Raw genomic sequence first — 18,886 nt, 5'->3', positions numbered from 1 at the left:
TGTCCTTGTTGTTTTTGTTAGCGCAGTGGCCAATGTTGATGACAGGCGTGGCGCACGGCGGCGGCGCTGCTCAGCTTGAGCAGGTCGCGGCTGAGGCGCTGGCATTCGGCTTCGTGCACCTGGCGCACGCGATCCTTGATTTCACCGATTTGCACCGGGCTGACCGACAATTCGGTAACGCCCAGACCAATCAGTACCGGCGTCGCCAGCGGGTCGGAGGCGAGGGCGCCGCAGACGCCGACCCAACGCTTGTGGACTGCCGCGCCTTCGCAGGTCATGGCGATCAGGCGCAGCAGCGCCGGGTGCAAGGCGTCGACGCGGGCAGCCAGACCTGCGTGATCGCGATCCATGGCCAGGGTGTACTGCGACAGATCGTTGGTGCCAATCGAAAGGAAGTCGGCGTGTTCGGCGAGTTGTTCGGCTTGCAGAGCGGCGGCGGGGACTTCGATCATCACGCCGATTTCCGGGCGCTGACTGACACCGAGTTCCAGGCACAGCGCATCGACGCGTTGACGGATGTGCAGCAGCTCATCCACTTCGGTGACCATCGGCAACAGGATCCGGCAGCGGCGCAGCGGGCTGACTTGCAGCAGCGCGCGCAGTTGCTGATCGAGGATCTCCGGGCGGGCCTGAGCCAGACGAATGCCGCGCAGACCGAGCACCGGGTTGGCTTCGATGGGCAGCGGCAGGTAGTCGAGTTGTTTGTCGCCGCCGACGTCGATGGTGCGGATGATCACCGAGTGTTCGCCCATCGCGTCCAGTACGCCTTGATAGGCCGCACGCTGTTCTTCGACATCCGGAGCGGTCTGACGATCAACGAAGAGGAACTCGGTGCGCAGCAAACCGACGCCATCGGCACCATTGGCAAAGGCGTCTGCGGCTTCAGCGCTGGAGGCGACGTTGGCGACGACTTCGATAGTCACGCCATTGCGGGTTTCTGCAGGCAGGTGAGCCTTGGCTTGCTGTGCGTCGCGGCGTTGCTGACGATCAATTTGCGCCTGCTGAACTTCAGCCAGACGTTCGGCATTCGGCGTCAGTTCGAGGCGTCCACCGTCGGCATCGAGCACCACCGCTTGGCCTTGCGGCTGATCAAGCAAGGCCGAACCCAACGCCACCATGCACGGCAGACCTTTGCCACGCGCGAGAATCGCCACGTGCGAGGTCGCACCACCCTCGGCCATGCATAACCCGGCAACGCCTTGCGCGCTGAGTTGCAGCAGATCCGAGGGTGTCAGTTCGTGAGCGGCAACAATGGCGCCGGCCGGCACGTCGTAATGCCATGCTTCGCCGAGCAATGCCCGCAACACGCGTTGCTTGAGGTCGCGCAGATCGTTGGCGCGCTCAGCCAGCAGCGCGCTGCCGGTGTGTTGCAGGACTTCGCACTGCACATCGATCGACTGGCTCCACGCGTGAGTCGCCGCAGTGCCTTGTTCGATGGCTTGCTGCGCGGCGTCGAGCAGCGCTGGATCTTCCAGCAGTGCGAGATGCGCGGCGAAGATCGCTTCTTCATCGGCGTTCTTGTGTGTTTTCGCTTGGGCGAGGGTGCCGTCGATTTCTCTCCTTACTTGAGTCAGCGCCGTCTCAAGAATCTGCAGTTGTTGCAGCGGATCATGATGACCGGCATCCGCCGGCAAACTGATCGCGTTCAAGCGAAAGAGCGGCCCGCCGACCAGTCCGGGCGCGGCGCACACACCGTGCAGCACACCTGCTTCGGCGGGGCGTTTAAGAGGCGCAATACTGACCGGCGCGGCAGCGTGATGTTCATCCGGCAGGGCTGTCGCCAACGCGGTGAGCAACGCTTGCAACGCCGCTTCAGCGTCCGGACCCTGACAGCTGACCTGCACTTCGTCCTGCTCGCCAACCGCCAGCCCCATCAAACCGATCAGGCTGTTGCACGGCGCCGATTTACCGGCGAAGTGCAGTTGCGACTGGCTTTTGAAAGCTTGCGCAGTTTGCCGAATCAACGCCGCCGGGCGGGCATGCAAACCACCGCGATGAGCCACCAGCACATGACCATGAATCTCAGGTCCGCCGACCTCCGCGACATTCGCCGCCACGCTGTTACGCGCAACAATGTGCAATAGCGGCTCGCCAACCTTCACCGCTTTCAGCGTAATCGGCCGCACTTGAAAATCCTGGTTGTTGGTCAGGATCAACAGGCTGACCAGGCTTTTGCATTGCTGGCCAACCTTGTCCAGGTCATAGCGCAACAACGGCTGACCCTTGCTGACGCGGGTGCCATCCTTGACCAGCATCGAGAAGCCTTCGCCGTTCAACTCAACGGTGTCGAGCCCAAGGTGCAGGAGGATTTCCGCACCGTTGTCGGCGCGCACGGTGAGCGCGTGACCGGTGCGAGCGACGTGAATGATCACCCCGGCGCACGGCGAATACAGCGTGTCGTTGATCGGGTCGATGGCAATGCCGTCGCCCATCGCGCCGCTGGCGAACACCGCGTCCGGGACTTTGGCGAGCGTGAGCACCGGGCCGCTGAGCGGGGCGCTGAGGGTCAGCTCTTTATTGTTGTTGTGCATGGCTCGGTCTCATCGGTTAAATCTCGGTTCGATGTCCCTGTAGGAGCTGCCGAAGGCTGCGATCTTTTGATCTTGTTTTTTTGGATCAAAATCAAAAGATCGCAGCCTTCGGCAGCTCCTACAGGCTTGCTTCAATTAGTGCGTGCGGGTCACTTTGCTCAGGTGGCGCGGCTGATCCGGGTCCATGCCACGGGCCACGGCCAGACCTGCGGCCATCACGTAGAAACTCTGGATCGCCAGAATCGGATCAAGGGCCGGGTGTTCGGCGCGGGTCAGGGTCAGATCGCGTTCGCTCACATCGTCCGGCGCGGCCAGCAACACGCGGGCGCCGCGTTGGCGCATCTCTGCGGCGAGGCTCAGCAGGCCGGCCTGTTCGGCGCCGCGTGGAGCGAAAACCAGCAATGGATAGTGTTCGTCGATCAGCGCCATCGGGCCGTGACGGACTTCGGCGCTGCTGAACGCTTCGGCTTGAATTGCCGAGGTTTCCTTGAATTTCAGCGCTGCCTCTTGAGCGATGGCGAAACCGGCACCACGGCCGATGACCATCAAGCGCTCGCAATCGCGCAGGGCTTCGATAGCCACACTCCAGTCCTGTTTCGCCGCTTCGCGCAGACCTTCAGGCAGGGCGTTGCCGGCCTCCAGCAATTCGCTGTCCTCTTTCCAGTGCGCGATCAAGCGGGCGCTGGCGCTGAGGGTGGCGATAAAACTCTTGGTCGCGGCGACGCTGCTTTCAGTCCCGGCGAGCAGCGGCAGGCTGAATTCACACGCCGCTTCCAGTGGCGAATCGGCGGCGTTGACCATCGACACGCTCAGCGCGCCACGCTTGCGCAACAGACGCAGACTGTTGACCAGGTCCGGGCTCTGTCCCGATTGCGAAAAGGCGAACGCGACCTGACCGCTGACCTTCAACGGCGCCTGCTGCATGGTCACCACCGACATCGGCAACGACGCCACCGGCACACCCAGTTGCTGCATGGTCAGGTAGGCGAAGTAGCTCGCCGCGTGGTCGGAACTGCCGCGAGCGACAGTCATTGCCACTTGCGGCGGCTGCCGGCGCAGGCGCCCGGCGATCTCGATCATCTGCGGGTCGAGCTGTTGCAGTTGGGCTTGCACGGCCTCGAACGAGGACAGCGCCTCCTCAAGCATTTTTGAAGTCAATGTCTTCTCCTTCGACCATGACGGCGGTCAGTGTGAGTGAGCGATCGAGCCGCACGCAGTCGGCCCAGGCACCTGGTGCAAGGCGCCCGCGTTCAGTAATGCCGAGGTAGTCGGCGGGGAATTGCGAAAGACGTTGTGAGGCTTCGGCGATCGGCAAACCGATCTTCACCAGATTGCGCAGGGCCTGATCCATGGTCAGGGTGCTGCCAGCCAAAGTGCCGTCCGGCAGGCGCACGCCGCCCAGGCATTTGGTCACGGTGTGGCTGCCGAGTTTGTATTCACCGTCGGGCATGCCGGCGGCAGCGGTCGAATCGGTGACGCAATACAGGCACGGGATCGAACGCAGGGCCACGCGAATGGCACCGGGATGCACGTGCAGCAGATCCGGAATCAACTCGGCGAATTTGGCGTGGGCCAATGCGGCGCCGACGATGCCCGGCTCGCGGTGATGCAGCGGGCTCATGGCGTTATAGAGATGGGTGAAACTGGTCGCGCCGGCATCCAGAGCGGCGACGCCTTCCTCGTAACTGCCGAGGGTGTGGCCGATCTGCATGCGCACGCCACGGCTGCTCAGCTCACGGATCAAACCGTCATGACCGGCGATTTCCGGGGCGATGGTGATCACCCGGATCGGCGCCAGTGCCAGGTACTCTTCGACTTCGGCCATCAACGCGGTGTGGGCGAAGTTCGGTTGCGCACCGAGTTTTCCCGGGTTGATGTACGGGCCTTCGAGGTGGACGCCGAGGACGCGGGCGGCACCTTTCGGACGCTGTTCGCAGAACTCTCCGACTTCTTTTAGAACGCTGGAAATCTCGGCACTCGGCGCCGTCATGGTGGTGGCCAGCAGCGAAGTGGTGCCAAACCGCACGTGGGTTCTGGTGATGGTTTCGAAAGCGCTGGCGCCTTCCATGATGTCTTTGCCGCCGCCGCCATGGACGTGCAGGTCGATGAAACCGGGCAGCAGATACGGCAGGTCATTAGTTGCCGGATCGCAAGGCACGCCTTCGATCGACACGACTTTGCCGTGTTCGTGGATCAGCCGGCCGCGAACCCAGCCGCTGGCGGTGAGGATATTGTCTTCGGACATTTTGGTTCTCGCTTTGGGCCGCTCTCAGCGGCGCAGCTCTTTATCTACGAAGCTCTGCAACAAAGTCGTAGTAGTCGTTGCGGCAATAGGTGTCGGTGACTTCGATCGGCGTGTTGTCTTCCAGATAACCGACCCGGGTCATCAGCAGCATCGCGGTGCCGGGAGCGATGCCGACCAGCGCGGCGAATTCGTCCGAGGCGTTGATCGCCTGAATGTGCTGCAAGGCGCGGACGATCGGTTTGCCGATGCCGTCGAGGTATTCATAGAGCGAATCGCCGACCAGTTGCGGCTTGGGCATGATCGAGGCGGGCAGGGTGCTCATTTCGATCGCCATGACCGTGTCATCGGCTTTGCGCAGACGCTTCATGCGCGCAACCTTGTCGTTCGGCGACAGGCTGAGGCGGATCAATTCTTCATGAGTCGGCAGGGTGATTTCGCGTTCCAGCCATTGCGAGCTGGGCACGAAGCCCTTGAGGCGCAGCATCTCGCTGAAACCGGAGAGGCGCGATAGCGGTTGTTCGAGGCGTGGGGTGATGAACGTGCCGGAACCTTGCAGGCGACGGATCAGGCCTTGATCGAGGAGGACTTCCAATGCCTTGCGTGCAGTCACCCGGGAAATGCCCAGTTGCTCGCTGAGGTTGCGTTCCGAGGGCATCGCCTGCTCGGACTTCCACTGCCCGGCATGAATCGCTGCTTCCAGATTGCGTGCCAGTTGCAGGTACAGCGGCGTCGGCTGGGAGTCGTCCGGGCGTAAGGTATGGAGGTCGTTCATGTAGGGCATTTCCGTCGCGAGTATAGGATTGTTGTGGCTCGCTTGTGGGGCGGAAATTAATACCACTTGAATACCATGTCAACGCAGTGAAATGGCATCTGGCCCAATGGATTGGCAGCTTTCAGGGGTTATGGTTTGAAGTGGTATTAGTGGTGGCCTGTAAAAAACAAAAGATCGCAGCCTGCGGCAGCTCCTACAGTTGAGAGTGGTATCACCTCTGTAGGCGCTGCCGCAGGCTGCGATCTTTTGATTTATTTTTTTGCAGGTGACCAGTGGTCAGGGATCAAGGGCGGATTTCGACCATCGTGCCATCCGGCACCAGGTTCCACACTTCGCGCATATCAACGTTGCGCATGGCGACGCAGCCGTCAGTCCAGTCGAGGGTGTGGAACAGGTCTTCCGGGGTTTCTTCCGAATCCGGCGTGCCGTGGATCATGATCATCCCGCCGGGCTCGACACCTTCGCGACGGGCGCGGGCCGAATCGCTGATGTTCGGGTAGGAAATGTGCATCGACAGGTTGAATTTGTCGCTGGTCTTGCGCCAGTCGATCCAATAGAAACCTTCTGGCGTGCGCTTGTCACCCTCTATCAGTTTCGGGCCTTTCTTCGCGCCTTTGCCCAGCGAAATGCGATAGGTCTTCAGCGGCTTGCCGTCAGCGATCAACTGCAGTTGATGAGCCGCTTTGAGCACCAGGACTTTCTCGATGAGCGGGGTATTCGAAGGCGTCACGGTGGTCACGAATGACGCTTGGGAGACGGTAACGAACGACAGGCAATACAGGGCAAGCAACCAGCGCATTGAAACGATTCCCCAGGGAGTGACGCAGATAACCAACATTTTATATGTATGTGTACATGTAGGAGCTGCCGAAGGCTGCGATCTTTTTGTCGGCCATCACGCCAATGTCTTGATTAAATAATGACCGGCTGCGCCAACGGAGGAATCGATTCCGACCGAACCGGATACGCCTCGATACGCCGATCAGCGAAGAAGCATTCTAAGGTACGCCCCACTGTGCGGAAAGCCAGCTCGTCCCAGGGAATGTCGGCTTCGTCGAATAGTTGCACTTCGAGGCTCTCGGGGCCGGCGGCGAAGTCCAGATCGACCAGCTCGGCGCGGAAGAACACATGCACCTGACTGATGTGCGGCACATCGATCAATGTGTAGATGCTCAGGTTGCGCACGCGGGCGCAGGCTTCCTCGGCAGTTTCGCGTACGGCGGCCTGTTCGATGGTCTCGCCGTTCTCCATGAAACCGGCGGGCAAGGTCCAGTAACCGAGGCGCGGCTCGATGGCGCGGCGGCAGAGCAACACTTTTGTACCCCAGGTCGGTACGCAACCGGCGACGATATTGGGGTTCTGATAGTGAATGGTCTGACAGCTGTCACAGACAAATCGCAGCCGCGAATCGCCTTCGGGAATGCGTTGGGTGACCGGGTTACCGCAGTGGCTGCAAAATTTCATGCTGGGCTTCCTGAATGCTGCGCCTATCTTGGCGTGCAGCGGTGTCGGTCGGCAAGTTGTCGTTTCGCGACACGACGGGTTTCGGGGGCTTGGGCGCTCGCAACGATTGGTGCATGATGCAAAGTAAGGCACAGATCGAGAACACTCATGCTGGACGAGCTACTGCATAGGGTAAGCAACCACACACCGCGCACGCTGGAGACTGACACACGTTTCCCCGAGGCCGCCGTTCTGGTGCCGATCACCCGCAGTGACCAACCGGAACTGGTACTGACCCTGCGCGCCAGCGGGCTTTCGACCCACGGTGGCGAAGTCGCCTTCCCGGGTGGTCGCCGCGATCCGGAGGACCCGGATCTGATCTTCACCGCGCTGCGTGAAGCTGAAGAGGAGATCGGTCTGCCGCCCGGCCTGGTCGAAATCATCGGCCCGCTCAGCCCGCTGATCTCCTTGCACGGCATCAAGGTCACGCCTTATGTCGGCGTCATCCCCGATTTTGTCGAGTATCTGGCCAACGATGCCGAGATTGCTGCGGTGTTCACTGTGCCGCTGGAATTCTTCCGCGAAGACCCCCGTGAACACACGCACCGCATCGACTATCAGGGCCGCAGTTGGTACGTGCCGAGTTATCGATTTGGTGAATACAAGATCTGGGGGCTGACGGCGATCATGATCGTCGAGTTGATCAATCTGCTCTATGACGCCAAGATCAGTCTGCACCAACCCCCTAAAAGCTTTATTAACACCTGAGCCATCGTTCGAATGGCCATCACCGTGGGCGCTGAGGAAGACAAGATGAAATACCGTTTGGGCGACGCCCGTGTCGAGACCCACCCACAGAGCTGGGTCGCGCCCAATGCCGTGCTGGTGGGCAAGGTCAAACTGGAAGAGGGCGCCAACGTCTGGTTCAACGCCGTGCTGCGCGGCGACAACGAACTGATCCTGATCGGCAAGAACAGCAATGTGCAGGACGGCACGGTGATGCATACCGATATGGGCTATCCGCTGACCATTGGCACCGGCGTGACCATCGGCCACAACGCCATGCTCCACGGCTGCACGGTGGGCGATTACAGCCTGATCGGCATCAACGCGGTGATTCTCAACGGCGCGAAGATCGGCAAGAACTGCATCATTGGCGCCAACTCGCTGATTGGCGAAGGCAAAGAGATTCCCGACGGTTCGCTGGTGATGGGCTCGCCGGGCAAGGTTGTGCGCGAGCTGACCGAGCCGCAGAAGAAAATGCTCGAAGCCAGTGCCGCCCACTATGTGCATAACTCGCAGCGTTATGCCCGCGATCTGGTTGAGCAGGAAGAATGAACACGCCAGAAAGACCAGTAGCCTCGCCATGCGTGAATATTTGTGCGCTGGATGAGGCTGACATCTGCACTGGCTGCCAGCGTACGGTCGAGGAGATCACCCGCTGGGGCCGCATGACCAATGACGAACGCCGGGTGGTGCTGGGGTTGTGTCATGAGCGGGCGAAGGCGAGTGGGTTGGTGTGGATGATCCCTTCGAAGTCGTGATCGGCTTGGGACGGCCCTCACCCTAGCCCTCCCGAAACGTCGGACCGCCCAGAGGGAGAGGGGACTGACCGAGTTGATGGTTCGAGTTACATCGACCTGAGCTACCGAGTCGAACTCAGGTTTTGAAAAGCCTCCGATCGGCTCCCTTTCCCTTCGTCTGAAGGGGGAGGGAATGACCGGGTTGATTGTTCGGTCCATACCGGCCTGCGTTCTTGAGTCGAACTCGGGATTCGATTCAACGAAGATCTGCTCCCTTTCCCCCTCGCCCCCTTGGGGGCGGTCCGACGTTTCGGGAGGGCTGGGGTGAGGGGGTAGCTCTTGATTTGCCGGTCAAGTAACCTGTGCGCCAATCTGACAGGTCGCCTCCATGATTTTCCTCATCGCCTACATCAGCAGCGTTGTGCTGATCAACTTCGCCTTCTCCACCGCGCCGCACCTGGACATCATCTGGTCGGCCTGGGGCGGTCTGGTCTTCATACTGCGCGACATGGTGCAAACCCGCTTCGGCCACGGCGCAGTCGTGGCGATGCTGGCGGCGTTGGTGCTCTCCTACGTCACCTCCGATCCCTCCATCGCCTTGGCCAGCGCCACGGCGTTCGCGGTATCGGAAATCATCGACTGGCTGGTGTTCAGCATCACCAAACGCCCATTGCGCGACCGCTTGTGGATCAGTTCGGCACTGAGCATTCCTCTCGATACCTTCATCTTCTTCGGCATGATCGACCTGCTGACGCCGCCGGTGATCATCACTGCTCTGCTGTCGAAATTCGCCGGCGTTACTGCCGTCTGGCTGATCATGGCCTGGCGTGAGCGCAAACAGGCTGTCGCCGGCTGAAGCCAAACCCTCAGGTTCATGTAAAATGCCGCGCTTTCTCCCCATGGAAAGCGCGTCTGGCGCTGCTTTCCTCGATGATCCGCTTCTTTGAGGACCTGAGATGACCCGTATCGGAACTCCGTTGTCGCCAACCGCGACCCGCGTATTGCTGTGTGGCTGTGGTGAGTTGGGCAAGGAAGTGGTGATCGAGCTGCAACGCCTGGGCGTTGAAGTAATCGCCGTTGACCGCTACGCCAACGCGCCGGCCATGCAAGTTGCGCATCGCAGCCACGTGATCAACATGCTCGACGGCGCCGCCCTGCGTGCCGTGATCGAAGCCGAGAAGCCGCACTTCATCGTGCCGGAAATCGAGGCCATCGCCACCGCCACCCTGGTCGAGCTGGAAGCCGAAGGCTTCACCGTGATCCCGACTGCGCGCGCTGCGCAATTAACCATGAACCGCGAAGGCATCCGTCGTCTGGCCGCTGAAGAGCTGGATCTGCCGACCTCGCCGTACCACTTTGCCGACACCTTCGAGGACTACAGCAAAGCCGTTGAGGACCTCGGTTTCCCATGCGTCGTCAAACCGGTGATGAGCTCGTCGGGCAAAGGCCAGAGCCTGTTGCGCAGCACTGATGATGTGCAGAAAGCCTGGGATTATGCGCAAGAAGGCGGTCGCGCTGGCAAAGGTCGGGTGATCATCGAAGGTTTCATCGATTTCGATTACGAAATCACCTTGCTGACTGTGCGCCACATTGGCGGCACCACGTTCTGCGCGCCAGTCGGTCACCGTCAGGAGAAGGGCGATTATCAGGAATCCTGGCAGCCTCAGGCCATGAGCCCGATTGCTCTGGCTGAATCCGAGCGCGTTGCCAAAGCGGTGACTGAAGCGCTGGGCGGTCGTGGTCTGTTCGGCGTTGAGCTGTTCATCAAAGGTGATCAGGTGTGGTTCAGCGAAGTCTCGCCGCGTCCGCATGACACCGGTCTGGTGACATTGATTTCGCAGGATCTGTCGCAGTTCGCCCTGCACGCTCGCGCGATTCTGGGCTTGCCGGTACCGCTGATTCGTCAGTTCGGGCCTTCGGCTTCGGCGGTGATTCTGGTGGAAGGGCAGTCGACGCAGACCGCATTCGCCAACCTCGGCGCGGCGTTGAGCGAGCCGGACACGGCATTGCGTCTGTTTGGTAAGCCAGAAGTGAATGGCCAGCGCCGCATGGGCGTGGCGCTGGCGCGGGATGAGTCGATCGAGGCTGCTCGTGCCAAGGCGACCCGTGCTGCTCAGGCTGTTGTTGTAGAGCTGTAAACCGGGTCGCGTCCATCGCGAGCAGGCTCACTCCTACAGTTGGAATGCGTTCCCCTGTAGGAGTGAGCCTGCTCGCGATAGCGATCTGTCAGGCAACCTGATTCAGATCGTTATTGCGCGTTTCCTTCAGGCACAGCACCGCAATCAAACTCAGCACCGCCGCTGCCGACACATACCCGCCGACATAACTCAAACCACCCATCGCTACCAGCTTCTGTGCGAAGAACGGTGCCGCCGAGGCCCCGACAATGCCGCCCAGGTTATACGCTGCCGAAGCGCCGGTATAACGCACATGAGTCGGGAACAACTCAGGCAATAGCGCACCCATCGGTGCAAATGTCACGCCCATCAAAAACAGCTCGATGCACAGAAACAGCGCCACACCCCAGGTCGAACCCTGAGTCAGTAACGGCTCCATCAGAAATCCAGACAGAATCGCCAGCACGCCACCAATGATCAGCACCGGTTTGCGCCCGTAACGGTCGCTGGCCCAAGCCGACAACGGCGTCGCGGCCGCCATGAACAACACGGCAAAGCATAGCAGTCCCAAGAATGTCTCGCGGCTATAACCCAGTGTGGAAACCCCATAGCTAAGGGAGAACACCGTCGAGATATAGAACAGGGCATAACAGACCACCATCGCCGCCGCGCCCAGCAGTGTCGGCGCCCAGTACTGGCTGAACAGCTCGACCAGCGGCACCTTCACCCGTTCCTGACGGGCGATGGCGTTGGCGAACACCGGTGTTTCATGCAGTTTCAATCGCACATAAAGACCGACCATCACCAGCGCTGCGCTGAGCAGAAACGGAATCCGCCAGCCCCAACTGCGGAACTGCTCGTCATCGAGAGTCATGGCCAGGGTTAGAAACAAGCCGTTGGCCGCGAGAAAACCAATCGAAGGGCCAAGCTGCGGAAACATACCGAACCACGCGCGTTTGCCTTTCGGCGCGTTTTCCGTGGCGAGCAGGGCGGCACCGCCCCATTCGCCACCCAATCCCAGCCCCTGCCCGAAGCGCAGCACGCACAGCAGAATCGGTGCCCACGCGCCAATCGTGGCGTAACCCGGCAGCACGCCGATCAGCGTCGTACACACGCCCATCAACAGCAAGGATGCGACCAGTGTCGACTTGCGCCCGATACGGTCGCCGAAGTGGCCGAACAGCGCGGAGCCCAGCGGTCGGGCCAGAAATGCGATGCCGAAAGTAAGAAACGCCGAGAGCATCTGCGCCGTGCCGGACGTCTGCGGAAAGAATACCGGCCCGATCACCAGCGCGGCGGCGGTGGCGTAAACGTAGAAATCGTAGAACTCGATCGCGGTGCCGATAAAACTCGCCGTCGCCACGCGGGTGGCGGAGTTGGTCGGTTGGGCAGGCGCGGTGTCGCTGAAAGCGGTACTGGTCGTCATGCGGTGATCCCTGACAGTCATGAGCTCCGTTGGAGCGAATTATTATGGTCGAGCACCCAGGGATGTGGGATGAGGCGCGGTCGCTGTTTCAGGTAGGAACAGTCGCCGGATTGCATATGAAATGGCCGAAACCTGTCGGGTGCGGGGTAAGCACGCGGTTTGGCGGGGCTTGGGTAAGCTGATTTGATTATAGGAAGGGGGCTAACGATCAAACAAGAGCAAAAGATCGCAGGGTAGGAGCTGCCGAAGGCTGTGATCTTTTGATCTCTTACCTGGCCGGCACCAAAGCAGGCACAGACGAGGTATGCCAGATCAGCACTTTGCTCACCCGGTTCTCCTCAGTCTCAAGAATCTCCAGTCGATAACGCCCGATCTTCAAACAAACCGCACTCGCCGGAATCGTTTCCAGCGCCTCAGTCACCAACCCGTTCAGCGTCTTCGGCCCATCACTCGGCAAATGCCAACCCAGACATTTGTTCAATTCGCGAATCGAAGCTGTGCCATCAATCACCATCCGCCCGTCAGCCTGCGGATGGATGTGCGGGTTATCCAGGCTGTGCTCGCTCTCAAATTCGCCGACGATTTCTTCGAGAATGTCTTCCAGTGTCACGATGCCGAGCACTTCACCGTACTCATCCACCACCATGCCCAAGCGCCGTTGCTGCTTGTGGAAGTTCAGCAACTGCAGTTGCAACGGTGTGCTTTCCGGCACGAAGTACGGTTCGTAACTGGCGGCCAGCAGCGCTTCGCGGGTCAGATCAGCGTTGTTCAGCAGATGGCGGATCTGCCGGGTGTTGAGCACCGCTTCAACCTGATTGATGTCGCTGTGAAACACCGGCAGGCGGGTGCGCTTGTTGTGGCGCAGTTGTTCGATGATTTCTTCGATCGAATCGTCGAGGTTGATGCCGTCGACGTCACTGCGTGGCACCAGAATGTCGTTGACCGTGATGTTGTCCAACGCATGAATACCGGAAACCGGGTGAGCGTGAACGGGATGCTCGGGATCATCGTGACGATCAGAAGGCAGATCGTCTTCGCTCTGCTGCACCACTTGGGTTTTGCGCGCAAACGGGCGCATGAGCAATCCGCTGACGCGGCTGAACAGCCAGGCAACCGGATAAATAATCTTCAGCGGCACCGCCAACAAGGTATTGCCAAATGCCAGCACCGCATCCGGATACCGTTGGGCGACGCTGCGCGGGAAATAATCGGCGAACACCAGCAGTATTGCGCCAACACCCAGGCAGGCTGCCCATGGGCCGTTTTCTTCGCAGAGGAAAATTGCCAGCAACGTCGCAATCACCACGGCAAGTGCGCGGCACAGGGTGTTGCAGAGAATCAGGCTGTCGAGCGGGAAGCTCAGCTTCGCCAGCGGTTTATCGCTGGCGCGCGAGGCGGTGCGTTGCGCGAGCAGTTGCTGTTGCGCGATTTCGACGGCAGTAAACAGCCCTGACCATAAAATCAGCAGGACAAATACCGCGAGCATCGGCCCTATGGGCAAACCGTCCATTTATGCCGCCCGTCAGATGTGCAGGATGTATTCACGAACCAGTTTGCTGCCGAAATACGCCAACATCAGCAGGCAGAAACCGGCGAGGGTCCAGCGAATCGCCTTGTGACCGCGCCAGCCGAGACGGTTGCGGCCCCACAGCAGCACGCTGAACACGATCCAGGCCAGGCACGCCAGCAGGGTCTTGTGCACCAGATGCTGGGCGAACAGGTTCTCGACGAACAGCCAGCCGGAGATCAGCGACAGCGACAGCAGCGTCCAGCCGGCCCAGAGGAAACCGAACAACAGGCTTTCCATGGTTTGCAGCGGCGGGAAGTTCTTGATCAGTCCGGACGGGTGCTTGTGCTTGAGCTGGTGATCTTGCACCAGTAGCAGCAAGGCCTGGAACACCGCGATGGTGAACATGCCGTACGCAAGGATCGACAACAGAATGTGCGCGAGGATGCCCGGCTCTTCATCGATGATCTGCACCGTACCGGTCGGCGCGAATTGCGCCAGCAGTACGGTGATGGCGCCGAGCGGGAACAGCAGCACCAGCAGGTTTTCCACGGGGATCCGCGAGCAGGCGATCAGCGTCAGCGCGATGACCGCCGCGGCAATCAGGCTGGAGGCGCTGAAAAAATCCAGGCCCAGACCAATCGGGGTCAGCAAATGCGTGAGCAGGCTGGCGGCGTGGGCCACCACGGCGAAGGCGCCGAGGCTAACCAACAGGCGCTTGTTCGCCTTGGCGCCAGTGGCCAAGCGGGTGCTCTGATAAAGGGTCGCAGCGGCATATAGAAGGGCGGCGGCGAGGGTGGTCAGCAAACTGGGTGACAAGGGGAGCATAAATCCTGTTAGGCAAGCCCGAAAGGGGCTGAGTTTGGCATAGAACCGCCATCGCACGAAAGACTCAGGAAGCTGACAGCGAGGTGTCCGCCAGCCGCAGTCTTCGCTATAATCCGCGACCTGCCCACGCCGCAGGCTCGCCGAGCACATGTTGATTCCGGTCTGGGCCGCCATTATCCCGGTCTACAAAGGGCCTGAAAGGATCGCGCAATGTTTGAAAACTTAACCGACCGTCTCTCGCAGACGCTGCGCCATGTCACCGGCAAGGCGAAGCTGACCGAGGACAATATCAAAGACACCCTGCGTGAAGTGCGCATGGCGTTGCTCGAAGCCGACGTCGCCCTGCCGGTGGTCAAGGACTTCGTCAATTCGGTCAAGGAGCGCGCTGTCGGCACCGAGGTGTCGCGCAGCCTGACGCCGGGCCAGGCGTTCGTGAAGATCGTCCAGGCCGAACTCGAAAGCCTGATGGGCGCGGCCAACGAAGATTTGAACCTGAGCGCTGTGCCGCCAGCCGTCATTCTGATGGCCGGTCTGCAAGGTGCGGGTAAAACCACCACCGCTGGCAAACTGGCGCGCTTCCTTAAAGAGCGCAAGAAGAAGTCGGTCATGGTCGTGTCGGCGGACGTTTACCGTCCTGCGGCTATTAAACAGCTGGAAACCCTGGCCAACGACATCGGCGTGACGTTCTTCCCGTCCGACCTGAGCCAGAAGCCGGTCGACATCGCCACCGCCGCTATTAAAGAAGCAAAACTGAAATTCATCGACGTGGTCATCGTCGATACCGCCGGTCGTCTGCACATCGACGAAGAGATGATGGGCGAGATCAAGGCGCTGCACGCCGCGATCAACCCGGTCGAAACCCTGTTCGTGGTCGACGCCATGACCGGTCAGGACGCGGCCAACACGGCCAAGGCCTTCGGTGATGCCCTGCCGCTGACCGGTGTGATTCTGACCAAGGTCGACGGCGACGCCCGTGGCGGTGCCGCACTATCGGTGCGCGCCATCACCGGCAAGCCGATCAAGTTCATCGGTATGGGCGAGAAGAGCGAAGCGCTCGATCCGTTCCACCCTGAGCGTATCGCTTCGCGGATTCTCGGCATGGGCGACGTGCTCAGCCTGATCGAACAGGCTGAAGCGACCCTCGATAAAGACAAGGCCGACAAACTGGCCAAGAAGCTGAAGAAGGGCAAGGGCTTCGACCTCGAAGACTTCCGCGATCAGCTGCAACAGATGAAGAACATGGGCGGCCTCGGCGGGCTCATGGACAAACTGCCGAGCATCGGCGGCGTCAACCTGTCGCAAATGGGCAATGCCCAGAACGCCGCAGAGAAGCAATTCAAACAGATGGAAGCCATCATCAACTCCATGACCCCGGCCGAGCGCCGTGACCCTGAGCTGATCAGCGGTTCGCGCAAGCGCCGGATCGCCATGGGTTCCGGCACTCAGGTGCAGGACATCGGTCGCTTGATCAAGCAGCACAAGCAGATGCAGAAGATGATGAAGAAATTCTCCGCCAAGGGCGGAATGGCGAAAATGATGCGCGGCATGGGCGGAATGTTGCCCGGCGGCGGCATGCCGAAAATGTAAGGTGTCCCGTCTCACCCATTCTGCTCGCCAAAAATGAGCGAAACGGGTGAGACAGGACACCAAGACTTCGCCGGTCGTCGCACCGGCGCAGACCCTGCAAGGACGCAGGATCAACAGCAAACCCGCACTCGGCGGGAGCTGACTGGCCGTTTTCATCGACGGCTCTATATGCAGATCTGCACGGCATGCCATAGGCGCCGGAAAAAGTCATTTGCAAAAGTCCGGATATTCCTTAGAATATGCGGCCTTTCGGGCACCCATGCCCGCTGTGCATTTAGATTTGCAGCACCGACTACAGGAACGATGTTCACATGCTAACAATCCGTCTTGCCCTTGGCGGCTCCAAAAAGCGCCCGTTTTACCACCTGACCGTAACCGACTCGCGTAACCCGCGTGACGGCTCCCACAAAGAACAGGTTGGCTTCTTCAACCCTGTTGCCCGTGGTCAGGAAATCCGTCTGTCCGTGAACCAAGAGCGCGTAGCCTACTGGCTGAGCGTTGGTGCACAGCCTTCTGAGCGTGTTGCTCAGTTGCTGAAGGAATCTGCAAAGGCTGCGGCCTGAGCAATATGAACGCGACGCCTGCTGTTGCCGATGATTTGATCGTTATTGGCAAAATTTATTCTGTTCATGGCGTTCGCGGCGAAGTGAAGGTTTATTCCTTTACTGATCCGACTGAAAACCTGTTGCAGTACAAAACCTGGACGCTCAAGCGTGAAGGCAATGTCAAACAGGTCGAGCTGGTCAGTGGACGCGGGAGCGATAAGTTCCTGGTCGCAAAGCTCAAGGGTCTTGATGATCGTGAAGAAGCTCGTCTTCTGGCCGGTTATGAGATCTGCGTGCCGCGCAACCTGTTCCCTGAATTGACCGACGGCGAGTACTACTGGTACCAGCTGGAAGGTCTGAAGGTTATCGATCAACTGGGGCAAATGCTCGGGAAAGTCGATCATCTTCTGGAAACCGGCGCCAATGATGTAATGGTAGTCAAGCCTTGCGCTGGCAGCCTGGATGATCGCGAACGCTTGTTGCCCTATACGGCGCAATGTGTGTTGGCCGTTGACCTGGCCGCGGGCGAGATGAAGGTGGATTGGGACGCGGACTTCTAAGCGTGGCTAACTTGCGCGTAGAAGTGATCAGTTTGTTTCCCGAGATGTTTTCCGCCATCGGCGACTACGGCATCACCAGTCGAGCGGTCAAACAGGGGCTCTTGCAGCTGACCTGTTGGAACCCGCGGGATTACACGACGGATCGGCATCACACTGTGGACGATCGCCCGTTTGGCGGTGGTCCGGGCATGGTGATGAAGATCAAGCCCCTGGAAGATGCTCTGGTTCAGGCCAAGGCAGCAGCCGGGGAGGCGGCGAAGGTGATTTACCTGTCCCCCCAAGGCCGTCAACTGAATCAGTCGGCGGTACGCGAGCTGGCACAATCGGATGCATTGATCCTGATTGCCGGCCGTTATGAAGGCATTGACGAGCGCTTTATTGAGGCTCATGTCGATGAAGAGTGGTCGATTGGCGACTATGTACTGTCTGGCGGCGAGCTGCCGGCGATGGTCCTGATCGATGCGGTTACACGACTGCTGCCTGGAGCTTTAGGGCATGCGGATTCCGCTGAGGAAGATTCCTTTACGGATGGTCTGCTGGATTGCCCGCACTACACCCGACCTGAGGTGTATGCGGATCAGCGTGTTCCCGACGTGTTGCTGAGTGGCAATCACGCGCATATCCGGCGTTGGCGTTTACAGCAGTCCCTTGGTAGGACCTTTGAACGACGCGCCGATCTTCTGGAAAGCCGCTCGCTTTCTGGAGAAGAGAAGAAGCTGCTCGAGGAATACATCCGCGAGCGGGACGATAGTTAACAACGTATCGATGGTAGATCGAACGATTTACCTTAGGAGCACAGCATGACCAACAAAATCATCCTTGCACTCGAAGCAGAGCAGATGACCAAAGAAATCCCTACCTTCGCCCCAGGCGACACTATTGTCGTTCAGGTGAAAGTGAAGGAAGGCGATCGTTCCCGTCTGCAAGCGTTCGAAGGCGTTGTAATCGCCAAGCGTAACCGCGGCGTGAACAGTGCGTTCACCGTTCGTAAAATCTCCAACGGTGTTGGCGTAGAACGTACTTTCCAGACCTACTCCCCGCAGATCGACAGCATGGCTGTTAAACGTCGCGGTGACGTACGTAAAGCCAAGCTGTACTACCTGCGCGACCTGTCGGGTAAAGCAGCTCGCATCAAGGAAAAACTGGCTTAAGTCCAGCTTCCGATGCAGAAAAAAGCAGCCTACGGGCTGCTTTTTTGTTGCCTGCAATAAAACTGCCCCCATCCTGTAGGAGCTGCCGAAGGCTGCGATCTTTTGATCTTGCTTGTATTCGGAAGCCAGATATCGAGTCTATTTCATGACCACCCGCGACCAGGAAATCCAGCGCCGCACCGAACTCTCGGTGACTCGCGTAACCAAGGCTGTCTTCCCGCCGACCACCAACCACCACAACACCCTGTTCGGCGGCACTGCGCTGGCGTGGATGGATGAGGTGTCGTTCATTACCGCCACACGCTTTTGCAGATTGCCACTGGTGACCGTGTCCACCGACCGTATCGACTTCAACCACGCGATCCCGGCCGGCTCCATCGTTGAACTGGTCGGGAAGGTAATCAAGGTCGGCAATACCAGCCTCAAGGTCGAGGTAGAAGTCTTTGTTGAGAGCATGAGCTGTGATGGCCGCGAGAAGGCGATTCATGGGCAGTTCAGCTTTGTTGCCATTGATGATGACAAGCGGCCGGTGCCGGTGCTGCCGGGTTTTGCGGCCTGATCTGATATCGAGTCGCGCCATTCGCGAGCAGGCTCGCTCCCACAGGTTCTTTGCCGGACACAAATGTTATGTTCACCCCGATCACTGTGGGA

At 59.7% G+C, this 18,886-nt stretch carries 20 protein-coding genes; 11 read left to right on the top strand and 9 right to left on the bottom strand.

Annotated features, from left to right (window positions below; translation table 11 throughout):
- Window positions 1–17: 17 nt before the first annotated feature.
- The 6 genes from ptsP to ACM6IN_RS19995 all read right to left on the bottom strand — a co-directional run bounded on the left by ptsP (window position 18) and on the right by ACM6IN_RS19995 (window position 7,012).
- Window positions 18–2,531: a phosphoenolpyruvate--protein phosphotransferase gene (ptsP, locus tag ACM6IN_RS20020; RefSeq protein ID WP_414916585.1), complete on the bottom strand. Its 2,514-nt coding sequence runs from the start codon at window positions 2,529–2,531 to the stop codon at window positions 18–20.
- A gap of 135 nt (window positions 2,532–2,666) precedes the next feature.
- The gene (locus ACM6IN_RS20015; RefSeq protein ID WP_414916584.1) at window positions 2,667–3,689 is read right to left on the bottom strand and encodes an SIS domain-containing protein; all 1,023 of its coding nucleotides are present in this window, start codon (window positions 3,687–3,689) and stop codon (window positions 2,667–2,669) included.
- Window positions 3,670–4,776 (bottom strand): N-acetylglucosamine-6-phosphate deacetylase, encoded by a 1,107-nt coding sequence (nagA, locus tag ACM6IN_RS20010; protein WP_007909012.1) that lies wholly within the window; start codon window positions 4,774–4,776, stop codon window positions 3,670–3,672. The genes ACM6IN_RS20015 and nagA overlap by 20 nt, the downstream gene beginning before the upstream one ends.
- A 40-nt stretch (window positions 4,777–4,816) precedes the next feature.
- Entirely contained in the window at window positions 4,817–5,548 is a 732-nt protein-coding gene (locus ACM6IN_RS20005) for a GntR family transcriptional regulator (RefSeq protein WP_093436861.1), read from the bottom strand.
- Between the two features lie 283 nt (window positions 5,549–5,831).
- Window positions 5,832–6,347 carry a L,D-transpeptidase family protein gene (locus ACM6IN_RS20000; protein ID WP_414916583.1) on the bottom strand — a complete coding sequence of 172 codons (516 nt, stop codon included), beginning with the start codon at window positions 6,345–6,347 and terminating at the stop codon, window positions 5,832–5,834.
- 113 nt (window positions 6,348–6,460) lie between these two features.
- Entirely contained in the window at window positions 6,461–7,012 is a 552-nt protein-coding gene (locus tag ACM6IN_RS19995) for an NUDIX hydrolase (protein ID WP_007909002.1), read from the bottom strand.
- 147 nt (window positions 7,013–7,159) lie between these two features.
- Between ACM6IN_RS19995 and ACM6IN_RS19990 the strand changes: the two genes are divergently transcribed.
- The 5 genes from ACM6IN_RS19990 (at window position 7,160) to purT (ending at window position 10,652) form a co-directional block, all read left to right on the top strand.
- Entirely contained in the window at window positions 7,160–7,759 is a 600-nt protein-coding gene (locus ACM6IN_RS19990) for a CoA pyrophosphatase (RefSeq protein WP_007909000.1), read from the top strand.
- 45 nt (window positions 7,760–7,804) lie between these two features.
- The gene (locus ACM6IN_RS19985; RefSeq protein ID WP_007954617.1) at window positions 7,805–8,329 is read left to right on the top strand and encodes a gamma carbonic anhydrase family protein; all 525 of its coding nucleotides are present in this window, start codon (window positions 7,805–7,807) and stop codon (window positions 8,327–8,329) included.
- Complete coding sequence (locus ACM6IN_RS19980) at window positions 8,326–8,535, top strand: DUF1289 domain-containing protein (RefSeq protein WP_007908996.1); 210 nt, start codon at window positions 8,326–8,328, stop codon at window positions 8,533–8,535. Before ACM6IN_RS19985 ends, ACM6IN_RS19980 begins: the two co-directional genes overlap by 4 nt.
- A 367-nt stretch (window positions 8,536–8,902) precedes the next feature.
- Window positions 8,903–9,370, top strand: coding sequence for a VUT family protein (locus tag ACM6IN_RS19975; RefSeq protein WP_007908993.1), 468 nt, complete (start codon window positions 8,903–8,905; stop codon window positions 9,368–9,370).
- A 100-nt stretch (window positions 9,371–9,470) separates the two neighbouring features.
- Complete coding sequence (purT, locus tag ACM6IN_RS19970) at window positions 9,471–10,652, top strand: formate-dependent phosphoribosylglycinamide formyltransferase (RefSeq protein ID WP_007908992.1); 1,182 nt, start codon at window positions 9,471–9,473, stop codon at window positions 10,650–10,652.
- Between the two features lie 88 nt (window positions 10,653–10,740).
- Here purT and ACM6IN_RS19965 read toward each other — a convergent pair whose 3' ends face one another.
- The 3 genes from ACM6IN_RS19965 to ACM6IN_RS19955 all read right to left on the bottom strand — a co-directional run bounded on the left by ACM6IN_RS19965 (window position 10,741) and on the right by ACM6IN_RS19955 (window position 14,392).
- Window positions 10,741–12,057, bottom strand: coding sequence for an MFS transporter (locus ACM6IN_RS19965; protein ID WP_007908991.1), 1,317 nt, complete (start codon window positions 12,055–12,057; stop codon window positions 10,741–10,743).
- A 268-nt stretch (window positions 12,058–12,325) separates the two neighbouring features.
- Window positions 12,326–13,567 carry a transporter associated domain-containing protein gene (locus tag ACM6IN_RS19960; RefSeq protein ID WP_414916582.1) on the bottom strand — a complete coding sequence of 414 codons (1,242 nt, stop codon included), beginning with the start codon at window positions 13,565–13,567 and terminating at the stop codon, window positions 12,326–12,328.
- A gap of 12 nt (window positions 13,568–13,579) precedes the next feature.
- Window positions 13,580–14,392 carry an inner membrane protein YpjD gene (locus ACM6IN_RS19955; protein WP_007908989.1) on the bottom strand — a complete coding sequence of 271 codons (813 nt, stop codon included), beginning with the start codon at window positions 14,390–14,392 and terminating at the stop codon, window positions 13,580–13,582.
- Window positions 14,393–14,602: 210 nt separating this feature from the next.
- Here ACM6IN_RS19955 and ffh point away from each other — a divergent pair, with 210 nt between their 5' ends.
- The 6 genes from ffh to ACM6IN_RS19925 all read left to right on the top strand — a co-directional run bounded on the left by ffh (window position 14,603) and on the right by ACM6IN_RS19925 (window position 18,794).
- Entirely contained in the window at window positions 14,603–15,979 is a 1,377-nt protein-coding gene (gene ffh / locus ACM6IN_RS19950; RefSeq protein WP_007908988.1) for a signal recognition particle protein, read from the top strand.
- A 311-nt stretch (window positions 15,980–16,290) separates the two neighbouring features.
- Window positions 16,291–16,542: a 30S ribosomal protein S16 gene (rpsP, locus tag ACM6IN_RS19945; protein ID WP_003185073.1), complete on the top strand. Its 252-nt coding sequence runs from the start codon at window positions 16,291–16,293 to the stop codon at window positions 16,540–16,542.
- Window positions 16,543–16,547: 5 nt separating this feature from the next.
- Window positions 16,548–17,084, top strand: a complete 537-nt coding sequence (gene rimM, locus ACM6IN_RS19940) for a ribosome maturation factor RimM (protein ID WP_007908985.1) — start codon at window positions 16,548–16,550, stop codon at window positions 17,082–17,084.
- Between the two features lie 2 nt (window positions 17,085–17,086).
- Window positions 17,087–17,839, top strand: coding sequence for a tRNA (guanosine(37)-N1)-methyltransferase TrmD (gene trmD / locus ACM6IN_RS19935; protein ID WP_007908983.1), 753 nt, complete (start codon window positions 17,087–17,089; stop codon window positions 17,837–17,839).
- Between the two features lie 45 nt (window positions 17,840–17,884).
- Window positions 17,885–18,235: a 50S ribosomal protein L19 gene (gene rplS / locus ACM6IN_RS19930; RefSeq protein ID WP_003175895.1), complete on the top strand. Its 351-nt coding sequence runs from the start codon at window positions 17,885–17,887 to the stop codon at window positions 18,233–18,235.
- Window positions 18,236–18,380: 145 nt separating this feature from the next.
- Window positions 18,381–18,794, top strand: a complete 414-nt coding sequence (locus ACM6IN_RS19925; RefSeq protein ID WP_007908981.1) for an acyl-CoA thioesterase — start codon at window positions 18,381–18,383, stop codon at window positions 18,792–18,794.
- Window positions 18,795–18,886: the final 92 nt, after the last annotated feature.

It is taken from the genome of Pseudomonas sp. IT-P395 (assembly GCF_949767675.1).
Lineage (GTDB): Bacteria > Pseudomonadota > Gammaproteobacteria > Pseudomonadales > Pseudomonadaceae > Aquipseudomonas.
The sequence above is the reverse complement of the archived record's forward strand: the minus strand, read 5'-3'. Positions and strand labels throughout refer to the sequence as shown.

Excerpts from the sequence above, each read along its gene's own strand:
- rpsP (WP_003185073.1), top strand. The coding sequence starts at position 16,291 with ATGCTAACAATCCGTCTTGCCCTTGGCGGCTCCAAAAAGCGCCCGTTT.
- nagA (WP_007909012.1), bottom strand. The coding sequence starts at position 4,776 with ATGTCCGAAGACAATATCCTCACCGCCAGCGGCTGGGTTCGCGGCCGG.
- rplS (WP_003175895.1), top strand. The coding sequence starts at position 17,885 with ATGACCAACAAAATCATCCTTGCACTCGAAGCAGAGCAGATGACCAAA.
- ACM6IN_RS19980 (WP_007908996.1), top strand. The coding sequence starts at position 8,326 with ATGAACACGCCAGAAAGACCAGTAGCCTCGCCATGCGTGAATATTTGT.
- rimM (WP_007908985.1), top strand. The coding sequence starts at position 16,548 with ATGAACGCGACGCCTGCTGTTGCCGATGATTTGATCGTTATTGGCAAA.
- ffh (WP_007908988.1), top strand. The coding sequence starts at position 14,603 with ATGTTTGAAAACTTAACCGACCGTCTCTCGCAGACGCTGCGCCATGTC.
- ACM6IN_RS20000 (WP_414916583.1), bottom strand. The coding sequence starts at position 6,347 with ATGCGCTGGTTGCTTGCCCTGTATTGCCTGTCGTTCGTTACCGTCTCC.
- ACM6IN_RS19990 (WP_007909000.1), top strand. The coding sequence starts at position 7,160 with ATGCTGGACGAGCTACTGCATAGGGTAAGCAACCACACACCGCGCACG.
- purT (WP_007908992.1), top strand. The coding sequence starts at position 9,471 with ATGACCCGTATCGGAACTCCGTTGTCGCCAACCGCGACCCGCGTATTG.
- ACM6IN_RS19925 (WP_007908981.1), top strand. The coding sequence starts at position 18,381 with ATGACCACCCGCGACCAGGAAATCCAGCGCCGCACCGAACTCTCGGTG.
- ACM6IN_RS19995 (WP_007909002.1), bottom strand. The coding sequence starts at position 7,012 with ATGAAATTTTGCAGCCACTGCGGTAACCCGGTCACCCAACGCATTCCC.
- ptsP (WP_414916585.1), bottom strand. The coding sequence starts at position 2,531 with ATGCACAACAACAATAAAGAGCTGACCCTCAGCGCCCCGCTCAGCGGC.
- ACM6IN_RS19985 (WP_007954617.1), top strand. The coding sequence starts at position 7,805 with ATGAAATACCGTTTGGGCGACGCCCGTGTCGAGACCCACCCACAGAGC.
- ACM6IN_RS19975 (WP_007908993.1), top strand. The coding sequence starts at position 8,903 with ATGATTTTCCTCATCGCCTACATCAGCAGCGTTGTGCTGATCAACTTC.
- ACM6IN_RS19955 (WP_007908989.1), bottom strand. The coding sequence starts at position 14,392 with ATGCTCCCCTTGTCACCCAGTTTGCTGACCACCCTCGCCGCCGCCCTT.
- ACM6IN_RS19965 (WP_007908991.1), bottom strand. The coding sequence starts at position 12,057 with ATGACGACCAGTACCGCTTTCAGCGACACCGCGCCTGCCCAACCGACC.
- ACM6IN_RS20005 (WP_093436861.1), bottom strand. The coding sequence starts at position 5,548 with ATGAACGACCTCCATACCTTACGCCCGGACGACTCCCAGCCGACGCCG.
- ACM6IN_RS19960 (WP_414916582.1), bottom strand. The coding sequence starts at position 13,567 with ATGGACGGTTTGCCCATAGGGCCGATGCTCGCGGTATTTGTCCTGCTG.